This window comes from Sphingomonas sp. UYAg733 (genome assembly GCF_054057355.1).
Window position 1 is genome coordinate 1 of sequence record NZ_JBSRZE010000026.1, and the last position, 13,035, is coordinate 13,035.

The 13,035-nt window shown below is 65.7% G+C and carries 11 protein-coding genes; 4 read left to right on the forward strand and 7 right to left on the reverse strand.

The window, feature by feature from the left end:
* Positions 1–109 precede the first annotated feature (109 nt).
* Positions 110–1,513: a UdgX family uracil-DNA binding protein gene (locus ACVWZA_RS21250; protein WP_457313440.1), complete on the reverse strand. Its 1,404-nt coding sequence runs from the start codon at positions 1,511–1,513 to the stop codon at positions 110–112.
* Positions 1,514–1,614: 101 nt separating this feature from the next.
* On the opposite strand from ACVWZA_RS21250, the gene ACVWZA_RS21255 reads away from it, so the two are divergent.
* Positions 1,615–3,000 (forward strand): glycosyltransferase family 39 protein, encoded by a 1,386-nt coding sequence (locus ACVWZA_RS21255; protein ID WP_457313441.1) that lies wholly within the window; start codon positions 1,615–1,617, stop codon positions 2,998–3,000.
* Here the strand turns inward: ACVWZA_RS21255 and ACVWZA_RS21260 are convergent.
* The 5 genes from ACVWZA_RS21260 to ACVWZA_RS21280 all read right to left on the reverse strand — a co-directional run bounded on the left by ACVWZA_RS21260 (position 2,997) and on the right by ACVWZA_RS21280 (position 7,369).
* Entirely contained in the window at positions 2,997–3,482 is a 486-nt protein-coding gene (locus ACVWZA_RS21260; RefSeq protein ID WP_457313442.1) for a hemerythrin domain-containing protein, read from the reverse strand. The two genes, ACVWZA_RS21255 and ACVWZA_RS21260, sit on opposite strands and share 4 nt — an antisense overlap.
* 51 nt (positions 3,483–3,533) lie before the next feature.
* Positions 3,534–4,604: an SO2930 family diheme c-type cytochrome gene (locus ACVWZA_RS21265; RefSeq protein WP_457313443.1), complete on the reverse strand. Its 1,071-nt coding sequence runs from the start codon at positions 4,602–4,604 to the stop codon at positions 3,534–3,536.
* The gene (locus ACVWZA_RS21270; RefSeq protein ID WP_457313444.1) at positions 4,601–5,794 is read right to left on the reverse strand and encodes a parallel beta-helix domain-containing protein; all 1,194 of its coding nucleotides are present in this window, start codon (positions 5,792–5,794) and stop codon (positions 4,601–4,603) included. Before ACVWZA_RS21270 ends, ACVWZA_RS21265 begins: the two co-directional genes overlap by 4 nt.
* A 34-nt stretch (positions 5,795–5,828) precedes the next feature.
* Complete coding sequence (locus tag ACVWZA_RS21275) at positions 5,829–7,076, reverse strand: putative DNA modification/repair radical SAM protein (RefSeq protein WP_457313445.1); 1,248 nt, start codon at positions 7,074–7,076, stop codon at positions 5,829–5,831.
* Positions 7,077–7,234: 158 nt separating this feature from the next.
* A complete protein-coding gene (locus ACVWZA_RS21280) occupies positions 7,235–7,369 on the reverse strand; it encodes a hypothetical protein (protein WP_457313446.1) in 135 nt (44 codons plus the stop codon).
* Positions 7,370–7,555: 186 nt separating this feature from the next.
* Here ACVWZA_RS21280 and ACVWZA_RS21285 point away from each other — a divergent pair, with 186 nt between their 5' ends.
* Genes ACVWZA_RS21285 through ACVWZA_RS21295 form a run of 3 tightly spaced genes read left to right on the forward strand, consistent with a single transcriptional unit; the run spans position 7,556 to position 9,331 of the window.
* Complete coding sequence (locus tag ACVWZA_RS21285; RefSeq protein WP_457313447.1) at positions 7,556–8,020, forward strand: carboxymuconolactone decarboxylase family protein; 465 nt, start codon at positions 7,556–7,558, stop codon at positions 8,018–8,020.
* Positions 8,007–8,906, forward strand: coding sequence for a sigma-70 family RNA polymerase sigma factor (locus ACVWZA_RS21290; RefSeq protein ID WP_457313448.1), 900 nt, complete (start codon positions 8,007–8,009; stop codon positions 8,904–8,906). Before ACVWZA_RS21285 ends, ACVWZA_RS21290 begins: the two co-directional genes overlap by 14 nt.
* A 26-nt stretch (positions 8,907–8,932) precedes the next feature.
* Positions 8,933–9,331: a hypothetical protein gene (locus ACVWZA_RS21295; protein ID WP_457313449.1), complete on the forward strand. Its 399-nt coding sequence runs from the start codon at positions 8,933–8,935 to the stop codon at positions 9,329–9,331.
* Between the two features lie 277 nt (positions 9,332–9,608).
* Here ACVWZA_RS21295 and smc read toward each other — a convergent pair whose 3' ends face one another.
* Complete coding sequence (gene smc / locus ACVWZA_RS21300; RefSeq protein WP_457313450.1) at positions 9,609–13,013, reverse strand: chromosome segregation protein SMC; 3,405 nt, start codon at positions 13,011–13,013, stop codon at positions 9,609–9,611.
* Positions 13,014–13,035: the final 22 nt, after the last annotated feature.

The window sequence follows — 13,035 nt, forward strand, 5'->3', positions numbered from 1 at the left end:
CCAGGACCCAAAACCATGGCACAAGGATGGAGGCAATTCGCCGCCGTCCTCTCAGGCTTCCTCATCGCTCACCAACTTCCGTGAATCCCGTAGCCTCGGGGGTAGAGGGCTAGGAAGAAACCCTTTCTCCCGCCATCCTCAAATCCTCGACGAACCGTGCGAATTCCTCTTCCCTCGCTGCTTCGTCGGGCAGGCGCAGCAAATAGCTTGGATGCACCGTGATCCAGGCTTCGCCACCCTTATCAGGTAACTCCAGTGCCCGCCCACGTTCGCGGCCGATCGTCATCACCTTGCCGAACAGGCTTCGCGCCGCAGTCGCGCCGAGCGCGACCGTCACCCGGGGTTTCACCAGCACCCGCTCCTGGTCGATCCACCAGCGGCACGCCTCGATTTCGCCCGCGCCGGGTTTGGAATGAATGCGCCGCTTGCCGCGTTGTTCGAATTTGAAATGCTTGACCGCGTTGGTGACATAGACCGCCGCGCGCTCGATTCCGGCCTGCGCCAGCGCGCGGTCGAACATTTGCCCGGCCGGACCGACGAACGGCCGGCCCGCCAGATCCTCCTGATCGCCCGGCTGCTCGCCGACGAACATCAACGCGGTGTCGACCGGGCCTTCGCCGAACACGGTCTGTGTTGTGTCCTTGTACAAAGGACAGCGTGTGCAGCCCGCCGCCTCGTCGCGCAACGCGTCCCACGCCGCCTGGACATCTCCGCCGGTACGGCTGTGCATCTTGTCCTTCGCCGCCTCGATCATGCCGCTCTCCCGTGCTTGCGCCGCCGCGATCAGGCCAGGTACCAGCGCGGTTTCGGGCATGTTTTTCCAATATTTCTTCGGCATCTCCTTGAGCATCGCGCCGATCTTGACCCGCGCCGGATTGAAGATCGACGCGTAATAGGTCTTCCACACATCTTCGATCGGATCCCCGTCCGGCGCATCGCCCTTGGCCGCGCCGGGCCCCTGGCTTAGCGCCTTGCCGTCCCAATGGATCGAGATTTCGGGCGTCAGGATCGACCAGCGCATCGATGCGAAGCGGTTGACGAAGAAGGCCACGTTGGCGCGGACGATGTGATGCTCGGGTTCGAACCAGGCGACGAAGCGCGCACCATCCTCTTCCGACACTTCGCGGAAGCGCAGGAATGCGCGCATCTTGTGGATGTCGCGGCGCACCTGTGCGGCAAGATGGTCGAGCCGGCGGATCAACGGGTCGGCGCGATCGTCGATCAGCTTCGGCTGAATGAGTAGTCGCTTCAGCAGGGTATAGAGAAGCGCGAACCGCTCCGGATTGCTGTTCAATACAACGCTGCGCGCAAGGTCGAGAAAAGCGCGCGGCACCGAAAAGCCGGACGTGGCGAAAGAAGTTTGCGGCGTCGCGCCACCGGCAAACAAGTCGCCGTCGACATCGCCGACCTGCCAGACGACATCGTCCGGCGGCACCGCCTCGGCTGCCAGCCCGCGCGCGGCATCGCGCCAGCCCTCGAAATCGTCAGGCTCGGCAAGCGTGACAAGCCTCATCGCGACGATTTTACCGTTAAAGCGACACTAACCGCCATGATCATATGGTGAGCGCCGTGATAGCTGTGCAATCCGCTTTCGATCGAATCTCGCGTGGCGCAATGGCGATGCTGCTGCTGGTCCTGCTTGGCTATGGAATATTCTCGACGCCGGGGCTGATGGTCCGCTGGGGCGCGTCGCCGGGCGGGGTCGGCATTCTTGCGGCATGGAGCCTCACCGCGCTGTGGGCGCTTGCCACCACGATCCGCCGTTCGCGGTGGGCCGAATGGGTCGCGTTCGCGGTCATCGCGATCGGACTCCGGCTGGCCAGCGCTTGGCTGGCCGCGCCGCGCGTGTCGCCCGGCGATTCGCACTGGTATCTCGTGCTTGCGCACAATCTGATCGCCGGACGCGGGCTGGTGGTCGACGAGCCGTTCATGGGTGTCGCCTGCTACGCGCTTTTCCCGCCGCTCTATGGTGTTATTCTCGCGGGGTGGGGTGTGGTCGTCGGTTTCTCGACGCCTTCGCTGGTGGTGCTGTCGACGCTGATCGACCTCGGTACCGCCTGGTTGATCGTCCGGCTGGCGAGCTTTCTCGGTGTACGGCGCGCGGGGATCGCTGCGGCGCTGGTTTACCTCATCCTTCCGTCGGTGATCTTCTCCGCCCCGCTCGCCCAGAAAGAAGGATTGAGCGTGTTGCTGGTCCTGGCGCTTGCGTTGGGCTGGCTGCGTGCCGCGCGCGATGCGCGGCGTTGGCGTGATGCCCTTGCGATCGGCCTGCCCGCCGCTTTGCTTGCGCTGACTCAGCCGGGCGAGGCGATGCTCGCCTTGCTGTTCGGGCTGGTGTTGATCCCCGGCATCGGCTTGCGCCGTATCATGACGATCGGTGTACCGGCGGCGCTGATCGCGGTAGCGGTCATGCTGCCCTGGTGGATTCGCAATCTGATCGTGCTCGGCGCCTTTGTGCCGTTGACCAGTTCGGCCGGGTACAGCCTGTGGATCGGTAACAATGCCGATGCGACGGGCAATTGGCTGCCGCCACCCGAACAGCTGCGCGGCATGCCCGAAATCGCCTTCGGCAAGGCGGCGGCGGGGCTGGCCAGGGAATGGATCGTTCAGCACCCGGTTGGTTTCGTGCGGATCACCATCGCCAAGTTGCTGCGCGCCGCGGCGATCGGCGAATTCGGCGTGGTGCGCCTCGCTGCGATGAATCCGCCGATCTCCGCCGCGATCGGCGCGCTGCTGTTGCCGGTCTCGCATGGCGTGCATCTGTTGACCCTGGCGGGCGGCGCCGCCGCGCTTCGCCTGCGGCGCGATCCGGCGATCGCGGGGTTGACTGCGCTGCTGGTGGCGTGCGTCGCACAGCTTATGCTGTTCGGCATGTGGTTCGAATTCGGCGAGCGTCACCGCGAGTTCCTCACGCCTTTCCTATTGATCGCGGTGACCGTCGCGATACCGCGCTGGATACGGGTGAGTGACAGCCAGGGACTGCGACCCGCGATTGCCTAATCGCGTTCGTCGCTGCCCGGCGGAGTCGCCTCGGCACGTTCGAGTTCCTTCGGCTTGCGCGTCTCGAATATTTTGGCGAGCCGCGCTTCCTCAGCGCTGCTCAGCTCCTTGGCGGCGGCGGGGAACATCTCTTCCTCTTCCTCGTCGATATGGTGTTCGTAGCGGTGGCGCATTTCCCTGAACTTGGTCAGCCAGGCGCCCGTCGCCATGTCGATCTCTGCCAGTTCGCCAAGAAAATCGCCGATCTCCTTATGTTCGGACACCGAATGGCGCGCATCATCGCGCAATTCGGGATTGGCGAGCATGGTCGCGTAGAGCGATTCCTCCTCGGCGGCGGCGTGCGCCGAAACCTCGACGCGGAACGCCTCGAACAGGGTCTCGCGTTTCTCGCTTGCACCCGACGTCTCGCCGATTTGCGCGAGCAGTTTGCGGTGGCGATCGTGGTCGGCCTTGAGGTCGGCGAAGATGCGGGCGTCGGCCATGAAAATCTCCTGTCGGTTCGTGCAGGATAACCGACCGCGCCGCCGCTTGTTTCAATTGCGAATCGCTTTCACCCCAGTATCGACCGGCGCGCCGTCCGCCGGCATATCGGTGATCCAGCGCGTGAGCAACGCGATCGCCTCGGCATGGACGGTCGCGCGGCCCAGTTCTGGCATGGCGATGCCGGGGTCGGTGCTCTCCATGCGGAAAATCAGGATCGAGCGTTCGGGATGCCCCGGATCCACATCGAAATCGCGGCTGCCGCTACCGCGCCCCGCCGCGACCGGGCGTTTGAGGATGCCCCGCGCATTGGCGTCGGCCTGTTTCCAGTCGAGATAGAGTCCCGAATTTGACGCCGCGCCATTGGGGTTGTGGCAATGCGCGCAATTGGTCTCGAGATAGGCGGCGGCGCGATCGGCGAGCGGTGCGGCGTCATCGTCCCAGCGCGCCAGGCGTGGCGCATCGGCGGGCAGCCGGTCGATCATGCCGGCCTTGAGCAAAGCCTGAAGCTGTTTGCCGTCGTTGAGGTTGCGGATCTTCGGTCCGATTGGGGTGATCGCGCCCGACGATGCGTGGCAATCCTTGCACTGGTTCTGGTTGGGCACCGAATAGCTGATCGTGCGGCTTAGTCCCGACGGATCGGTGAAGGTCACCGGAATGCGCGTGCCGGCGCGCTTGAGTACCGCGTCGGTGCCATCGGCGTTCCACACATAGGGGATCGCGACCCAGCCGCCCGCGCGATGCAACAATAGCCGGGTCTCCAGCGCCTTGAACTTGCCCGCCTGTTGGTATCCGAACGTCTTCACAAGCGCGGACCCGACCGGCAGGTCGATGACCTTGTCCGGATCGTAGGCCGCGGCCTTGCCGCCCGGGACATAGAGATATCGCTGCTTCTCGGCATAGTCGGAGAAGAGCGGCGTGTTGAGCGTATAGGGGGTCACGCGGGCGGCGGGCGTGCGGGTCGCTGTATCGGTGAAGAGATCGAATTCCGACAAAGTCGCCGGATAACCGTCGCCGATGATCGCAGCATCGTTCACGCCGCGCGCGCCCGCTACCGCCGCGCCCAGGATGACCAGCGCGGCACAGGCGGACACGGTCGCAGCGATGCGCTGGGCGAGCCTCACCGCGCGGCCGCCTCCATCGCTTCGGGCAGTACGACCTTGGCGGGTTGCGCGCCCGCCACGCCCTTGGACAGGTCGATCGGCGCCGGCTTGGCCGTCTCCATCGGTGCCGCGAGCGCGAGACCCATGCCGAGCACCGTCACCTTGTCGGTCACCGCCAGGCTCGCCGTGTCGCCGGTGCCGTCCCACAGGATCGGGGGGATCGCTCCGCCGAACGCCGCCGCCAGCTGATCGCCACCCGGCAGTTGCGGTGCGAAGCCGGCCTTGCCATGACGATTGCCGCCGACCGCGATCTTGCGCGGCAGCGGATTATAGCGCGGGTCGGTAAAGGCATTGCGATAGCTGACGATCATCACGTTGGAGGTCGCGTTGCCCGACAGGTCGTTGTCGAACACATGGACATTCTCATTGGCCATCACCAGCACGCCGGTGCCGGTGCGCACGCTGGCGACGATATTGCCCTTGGGTGCGAAATTGGGCGTGTCGTTGTCGACCACCATGTTCTTGAAGACGCGAATATCGCGTCCGCCCATCACCGGCAGATTGGGCAGGTCGAACACCAGGATCCCGCCGGTATTGTGCGTCGCGGTGTTGCCATAGACATCGGCGTTGCGGCTGTTCTCGATCTCGATCCCGGCGACATTGCCCTCGGCGCGCGAGTTGCGCACGATGATCTGTTTCGACTGGCCGACATAGATGCCGGCATCGGACGCGCCTTTCACGATCGCGCCGTCGATCAGCACATCCGTGCTTTCGACCGGATAGACGCCGTAAGCGCCGTTGGTTTCCTTCGGCCCCCCGGTCCATTCGACGCGGACATTCTTGTAGACGATGCGGTCGGCGCCCTTGGATTTGATCCCGTCGCCCTTCGAATCCTCCACCGCGAAGTCGCGCAGCACGACATCGTCGGAGGTGACGAGCAAGCCCTCGCCCGCGCCCAATTGCCCCTTGAAGCTGAGGATCGTCTTGTCCGGGCCGGCGCCGCGCACCGTCACCTTGTCGACATCGAGCGACAGGCCGTCGGTCAGGTCGAAGCGTCCCGCGCCGATCTCGATCACGTCGCCCGGCGCCGCCTCGATCAGCGCGCCCTGCAGCCGCGACTGCGCATCGGCCCCCGGCGCGACGGTGACGGTCCTGGCCATGGCCGGGGCCGCGATGATCGCAAGTGCGGCGAACGGCAGGATGTGCTTCATATGCCTCTCCTTATTTTCCGGCATCATGGCGCGATCAGCCGAACAACTCCATCTGTTTTGCCTTGGGTGCAATCACCGCTTTCAGGCCGGCCTGATCGGTCAGCGCGCCGGGGCTCCAGTCTTCGGCGATCAGGAACGGGCGCATCCTGGTGATCGATACGGTCAGCCGGCCGATATCCTCGAGCCGAAGCCGCCGCCAGCGCCGTGCGGTAAGGATCGAATTGACCGCCTTCACCCCGAGTCCCGGCACGCGCAGCAGCATTTCACGCGGCGCGCGGTTGACGTCGACCGGGAACGAGCCGCGGAATTTGAGCGCCCAGGCAAGCTTCGGGTCGATGTCGAGGGGCAGCATGCCGGTCTCCGCATCGGTCGCCGCGACGACCTCGTCCGGCGCATAGCCGTAAAAACGCATCAGCCAATCCGACTGATACAAACGATGTTCGCGCATCAATGGCGGTCGCTGCAGCGGCAGGATCGCGCTGGCATCGGGGATCGGCGAGAAGGCCGAATAATAGACCCGCCTGAGCCCGAAGCGATCGTACAATGTGGACGCCTTGCGCACGATGTCGCCATCGGTCGCCGCGTCAGCGCCGACGATCATCTGCGTCGATTGCCCGGCCGGCGCGAATTTTGGCGCGGAGCGGTATTTTCGGCTCGCATCGGCGGTATCGATGATCGCCGACTTCATTTCGGTCATCGCACTCTCGATGCGCATCTCGGATTTTTCCGGCGCGAGCCGTTTGAGACCGCTCGCGGTCGGCAATTCGACATTGATCGAAACGCGATCGGCATGGAGCCCGGCCTGGTGCACCAGCTCGGAGTCGGCGTCGGGGATCGTCTTGAGATGAATATAACCGCGAAAATGGTGATCTTCGCGCAAGCTCCGCGCGACCTCGACGATCTGCTCCATCGTATAATTGGAGGAGCGGATGATTCCGGAGGAAAGAAACAGCCCCTCGATATAATTGCGCCGGTAAAAGGCGAGGGTGAGTTGCACCACTTCCTGCGCGGTGAAGCGCGCGCGGCGCACATTGCTGCTTTTGCGGTTAATGCAATAATGGCAGTCGAAGATGCAGCTGTTGGTCAGCAGGATCTTGAGCAACGAGATGCAGCGGCCATCGGGCGCATAGGCATGGCAGATGCCCATTCCACCATCGGTCGAACCAAGCCCCTTGCCGTCGCGTGAGCTGCGCTTGACCGTGCCGGACGAGGCACAGGACGCGTCGTATTTGGCCGCGTCGGCGAGGATTCCGAGTTTTTTCTGAACGTCGAGTTGCGCCATATGTTCAACATATGTTCTTTTGCGCAAAACGCAACACATTGATTGTGTTCAAATATAATTGTCGCTCGCGCGGCGAAAGGCGACGGCGATCAAGGTAGACGGGCGGAGTCAAATCCGGTCGGCGACGACTTTGGCTGGGTCGTCGCCGAACCCGGGCGTTAGATAGGGGAGACGCCGAAATATTTGAGCGCGCCGAGGGCGACCAGCAGGACGGCAATGGCTAGGATGATGTTCGCGACATTGATGCTGCTGCGTTCGACGACGACGTGTTCGTCGCTGCGGACTTCTGGCATGATCGAAACTCCTTATTGTTACGGTGCTAGAACCACCCGTTGTCACAACTGTTCCGCGCCGGCGGCCAGCGGCGCTGAATTCGCCGACATTACCGGCAAAGCGAATTTTATCGTTGCCATGTCACAATCGCCATCCTCCACCTCGTCTTGTTTACGACGGTGCATGGTGCACCCCGGAGAGTGACGATGACGCCAAGGATCAACAATCCGTTCAAGGCAGTGCCCGAGGGCATGAAAGCGATGATCGCGCTGGAGGCGAGCCTGGCGGCGAACGGGCTGGAGCACGGCCTGAAGGAGCTGGTCAAGATGCGCGCGTCGCAGATCAATGGTTGCGCCTATTGCCTGCACATGCACGCGACCGACGCGCGCGCGCATGGTGAGAGCGAGATGCGGCTTTATATGCTCAATGCGTGGCGCGAATCGCCCTTGTATAATGATCGCGAACGGGCGGCACTGGGCTGGACGGAGGCGCTGACAAAGGTCGCGGAGACCGGAGCGCCGGATGCGGATTATGACCTGTTGTGCGACCAGTTCAGCGAGGAGGAGCGAGTGCAGCTGACTCTGGCGATCGGTGCGATCAATCTGTGGAACCGGCTGCAGATCGGCCTTCGCGCGATCCATCCGATGGACGAGACACGTGCCGCCTCGTGAGGACGCGACCGAATTGTTCGAGGCGCAGCGGCCGCGGCTGCTGCGCCTAGCCTATCGTATGCTCGGCTCGGTCAGCGAAGCCGAGGATGTGGTGCAGGACGCGTGGCTGCGCTGGCGCCGGGTCGATGGCGCGGTCGATCATCCGGCCGCCTTTCTCTCGCGCATCGTCACGCGATTGTGCCTCGATGTGATGAAATCGGCACGCGTGCGACGCGAAACCTATGTCGGCGAATGGCTGCCCGAGCCGCTGTTCGACCCGGTCGAGGACGACGAGCCAGCCGATGACCTGACCCTAACATTGATGTTGGCGCTCGAACGCCTGTCGCCGCTGGAGCGGGCGGCGTTTCTGCTCCACGACGTGTTCGGGGTCACGTTGAACGAAGTCGCGACGACGCTCGATCGCGACGCGGGTGCGGTGCGCCAGCTCGCGGTGCGGGCGCGCAAGCATGTCCATGACGCGCGTCCGCGCTTCCCGGTCGAACAGCACGAGGCGGATCGCATCGCCGAGGCGTTCTTCACCGCGTCGCGCAGCGGCGACACCAAGGCGCTGCAGGCGCTGCTCGCGGACAATGTCGTGCTGCATGCCGATGGCGGCGGCCGCGTTCTCGCCTTCCGCAATCCGATCATCGGCATCGATCGCATGCTGCGCCTGTTCGCCGGCCTGTATCGCAAGTTCGGCGAAAACGGGATGGTGATGCTCCGCCCGGTGTGGATCGACGGCCTGCCCGGTTATGTCAGCAGCGAGCGCGGCGAGATATTGCAGACCACCGCGCTGGCGATCGAGAATGGCCGGATCGCCGGGATCTATATCATGCGCAATCCCGACAAGCTGAAGCATGTCGCACTGGCGTTGGCGGCCGAGGGGCAGTCCGGATTGCCCCATTGACCCATCATCAAAGGACAATCCGAGCCATGAGAACCACCTGCATCGTCATTGCGACGCTCCTTGGACTGGCCATGGCAGCGAATGGCGTGTTCATGCTCGCCGTCCCGCTCGACTGGTATTTCGCGGTGCCGGGGGTGACCTCGACCGGCGCGTTCAACCAGCATTTCATCCGCGATATCGGCATGGTCTTCGTGATGACCGGCGGTGCCTATATGGTGGGCGCCTTCCGCCCCAAACTGCGTGTACTGCTCTGGGCGATGGCGACGATATGGTATTCGGGCCATGCGCTGTTCCATTTGTGGGAAATCGCGGTGGGGATCTGCTCGCCGTCCGCATTCCCGCGCGACTTTCCGGCGGTGATGCTACCGGCGCTGATCGGCATCGGGCTGACGGCGTGGAGTTATGTCGATAGCCGGCGGCGCTGACGCGGGCCCTGTTCCGACAATAAGAAAGAGCGGGCCGGTATGGCTCCGGCAGGAGATGCTAGACCAGATTCCATGCCATGGTTGAATCAACCCGGGCGAGCCGACGAGCGCTGGGAGATATGGGACACCGGGAGCGTCTCGTATCTCAGGCTGTCACTTCGGCAGTTCTTTATATAATGTATCTATATCATATACTTAACATAAGCTTGAGGCATTGGGCAGGATCTGCGATCGAGGAGATATGGGACATCGCGCGGGCCCGCGTTCAACGCGCACTCTACTCCGCCGCGAGCAGGTTCTCCGCGCCACCAAGATCGACCGAGACTAGCCGGCTCACGCCCTGCTCGATCATCGTCACGCCGAACAACCGGTGCATCCGGCTCATCGTCACGGCGTTGTGCGTGACGATCAGGTAACGCGTCGCGGTCTCGCGCGTCATCGCATCGAGCAGGTCGCAGAACCGCTCGATATTGGCGTCGTCGAGCGGCGCATCGACCTCATCAAGCACGCAGATCGGCGCCGGATTGGTCAGGAACAGACCGAAGATCAGCGCGACCGCAGTAAGCGCTTGCTCGCCGCCCGACAGCAAGGTCAGCGACTGGAGTTTCTTGCCCGGCGGTTGCGCCATGATCTCGAGGCCCGCTTCGAGCGGATCGTCCGAATCGATCAACTCGAGATGCGCGCTGCCGCCGTTGAACAGCGTGGTGAACAGGCGGCGGAAATGCCCGTTGACCGCCTCGAATGCGGCGAGCAGCCGTTGCCGCCCTTCGCGATTGAGCGTGCCGATCGACCCGCGCAGCCGGTTGACCGCCTGGCCGAGCTCGTCGCGCTCGGCGCTGTTGCCGATGCTCGCGGCTTCCAGTTCGGCCAGCTCGCTTTCGGCGACGAGATTGACCGGGCCAATTCGCTCGCGTTCCAGCGACAGTCGCTCATGCGCGCTCGATTCCTCGGTCGGGCTGCGCACCGTATCGGCCTGAAAACCGACCCGCTCGGGCAGCACCGGGGCGGGGCATTCGAAACGCTCGCCCGACAGCCGCCCCATCTCGACCCGGCGCAATTCCTGATTCTCCGCGCGCGCCGCCGCCCCGGCGCGCGCTTCGCGTGCCTCGGCCAGCGTCTCGCCGGCGAGGCGCGCCATGGCATCGGTCTCACGCAGAATCCCCTCGGCCTCGCGCTCGATCCCCTGCGCGGTATCGGCCTCGGCGCGCGCCGTGCCATGCGTCGCGTCGAGTGCGGCGATGTCCTTGTCGAGCGCGTCTGGCCGGTCGGCGAGCGTTTCGGCCTCGGCCGTCAGTTCGCTCTCGCGCTTGTCCATGTCGCCGATGCGCCGCGCCGCCTCGCCAGCGCGCGCGCGCCAGCCCTTGGCCTCGCCGGTGCCGCTCGCCAGCCGATCGCGATCCTGTGCGATGGCGCGTTCCAATCCGGCGCGTTCGGCGCGAGCGGTCGCCACCGCCGTACGCCGGGTTTCCGCTTCGCCCGACAGCACGGCGACGCGGTCGCGGGTCGCGCTGCCATCGGGTAGGGTCGCCTTGTCGCGCATCGCGCGGTCCAGTTCGGCTTGCGCCTCCGCCAGTTCGGCGGCGATGCGCTGACGCCGCGATTCGAGGTCGGCGCGCTGAGTCTCGATCCGTTCCAGCGCGACCGACGCCTTGTCCTCGGCGCGACCGGCATCGCGCGCGCTGGTCTCGGCGCCTTCGAGCACGCGCCGCGCATCGGCCGCCGCACGCCGCGCCTCGGTGATCGCTTCGTCGATCCGGGCCAGTTCGCCATCGGCCGAATCGACCGCGCGCACCGCGGCGGGCCGCGCCGATTCGATCGTACGCAGCCGGTTCATCCGTTCGAGCCGTTCCGCCGCCGCCGCGCCGCCCGATTTGGCGACATAACCGTCCCAGCGGCGCAGCACGCCGCCCATCGTCACCAGCCGCTGGCCGACCGCGAGCGGCTGACCCTCGTCATTGTCCGCCACGACGATCTGCGCCAGGCGCCGGGCCAGCTCAGCCGGCGCCGCGACATGTTTGGCGAGCGCGACCGTGCCTGCGGGTGGCGACGGATCGCCGGGCAGCGTCGCGGCACCGGCCCAGAAGCGCTCTGCCGACGGATCCAGCCCGGTTTCGAGGTCGTCGCCCAGCGCCGCGGCGAGCGCGCGTTCATACCCCGGATCGGCGCGTACCTGATCGAGCAGCCGCTCGCGCCCGCTCGCGCGCGTCGCCTTGGCCAGCGCCGCCGCCTCGCTGTCGAGTGCGGAGAGTTCGGCGTGTGCCGCGGCACGTGCCGATTGCGCGCGGTCGCGCTGGTCGAGCGCCGAGCGCTCTCCGGCATCGGCGCGGGCCAGCGCGGTGCGCGCCGATTCGGCGTGACGCAGCGCCTGGGCGCGCGCCTCCGCGGCACGGCTCCGTTCGGCGAGCAGGGGTGCTGCATCGCCCAGCGCAGCGCCTTCCGACATCACCCGCGACAGGTCGCGCTCACTCCGTTCGACCCGGGACCGGCCCGCCGCCAGCGCCGCCTCGGCCACGCGTGCCTCGGCCGCCTCGGTCGCCTGCGCCGCGAGCGCCTGGGCGAGCGCGACCTCGGCGTCGCGCGCGGCGCGTTCGGCTACGGCCAGCACGGTATCGAGTTCGGGCGTGCGCCTGGTCGCCTCGGCTATGCTCGCCTCGAGCGTTTTGGCTTCCTCGACCAGACGCGCCAGTGCTTCGGCCGCGTCATTGGCCAGCGCACCTTCGCGCGCGCGGTCGTCGATCAGCCGCGCACGGTTGCCGGCCAGTTCGGTCAGCCGCCGTCCGATAGTCGCCTTTTCGGTGCGCAGGCTGGCGAGACGGTGGCCTGCCTCGCTCGCCCGGTCGCGTGCGGCGAGCGCGGTGGCGCGTGCCATCGCCAGCCGATCGGTCGCCTCGGCCTGATAGGCGGCGGCGGCGCGTTGTTTTTCCGCAGTCTCGCTCACCAGGGTTTCGGCCAGCGCGGCTTCGGCCTTGGCCGTATCCGCTGCCGCTGCCGCATCGCGCCAGCGTGCGAAGATCATCCGTGCCTCGGCGAGGCGGATCTGATCGGACAAGGTGCGATAGCGTTCGGCCTGGCGCGCCTGGCGTTTCAACGCGGCGGCGCGCGCATCCTGGTCGGCGATCACCTCGTCGAGCCGAATGAGATTGGCTTCGGTCGCGCGCAGCTTCTGTTCGGCGTCCTTGCGCCGGACATGCAGACCGGCAATGCCCGCCGCTTCTTCGAGCATTGCGCGGCGCTCGGCCGGCTTGGCCGAGATGACCGCGCTGATCCGGCCCTGGCTTACCAGAGCCGGCGAATGCGCGCCGGTCGCTGCGTCGGCGAACAGCAGGGCGACATCCTTGGCACGCACGTCGCGCCCGTCGATCCGATAGGCCGAGCCCGCGCCGCGCTCGATCCGGCGCACCACCTCGGTTTCCTCCGCGGCGGCATCCTCGATCAGCAGCGAAACCTCGGCGAATTCACGCGCCGGCCGCGTCGCGGTGCCGGCGAAGATCACGTCCTCCATGCCCGCGCCGCGCAACGACCGGGCGGAGGTCTCGCCCATCGTCCAGCGCAGCGCCTCAAGCAGATTGGATTTGCCACAGCCATTCGGGCCGACGATCCCCGTCAGCCCGGGCTCGATGCGCAGATCGGCGGCATCGACGAAGCTCTTGAATCCAGACAGCCGAAGCCGCTTGATCTGCACCTAGGCTACCGCCCCCCGCGGA

What these genes read in the sequence shown, in the direction of transcription:
- ACVWZA_RS21250 (WP_457313440.1), bottom strand. Translation starts at nt 1,513, where the DNA reads ATGAGGCTTGTCACGCTTGCCGAGCCTGACGATTTCGAGGGCTGGCGC.
- ACVWZA_RS21260 (WP_457313442.1), bottom strand. Translation starts at nt 3,482, where the DNA reads ATGGCCGACGCCCGCATCTTCGCCGACCTCAAGGCCGACCACGATCGC.
- ACVWZA_RS21280 (WP_457313446.1), bottom strand. Translation starts at nt 7,369, where the DNA reads ATGCCAGAAGTCCGCAGCGACGAACACGTCGTCGTCGAACGCAGCAGC.
- ACVWZA_RS21285 (WP_457313447.1), top strand. Translation starts at nt 7,556, where the DNA reads ATGACGCCAAGGATCAACAATCCGTTCAAGGCAGTGCCCGAGGGCATG.
- ACVWZA_RS21255 (WP_457313441.1), top strand. Translation starts at nt 1,615, where the DNA reads ATGGCGATGCTGCTGCTGGTCCTGCTTGGCTATGGAATATTCTCGACG.
- ACVWZA_RS21275 (WP_457313445.1), bottom strand. Translation starts at nt 7,076, where the DNA reads ATGGCGCAACTCGACGTTCAGAAAAAACTCGGAATCCTCGCCGACGCG.
- ACVWZA_RS21270 (WP_457313444.1), bottom strand. Translation starts at nt 5,794, where the DNA reads ATGAAGCACATCCTGCCGTTCGCCGCACTTGCGATCATCGCGGCCCCG.
- ACVWZA_RS21295 (WP_457313449.1), top strand. Translation starts at nt 8,933, where the DNA reads ATGAGAACCACCTGCATCGTCATTGCGACGCTCCTTGGACTGGCCATG.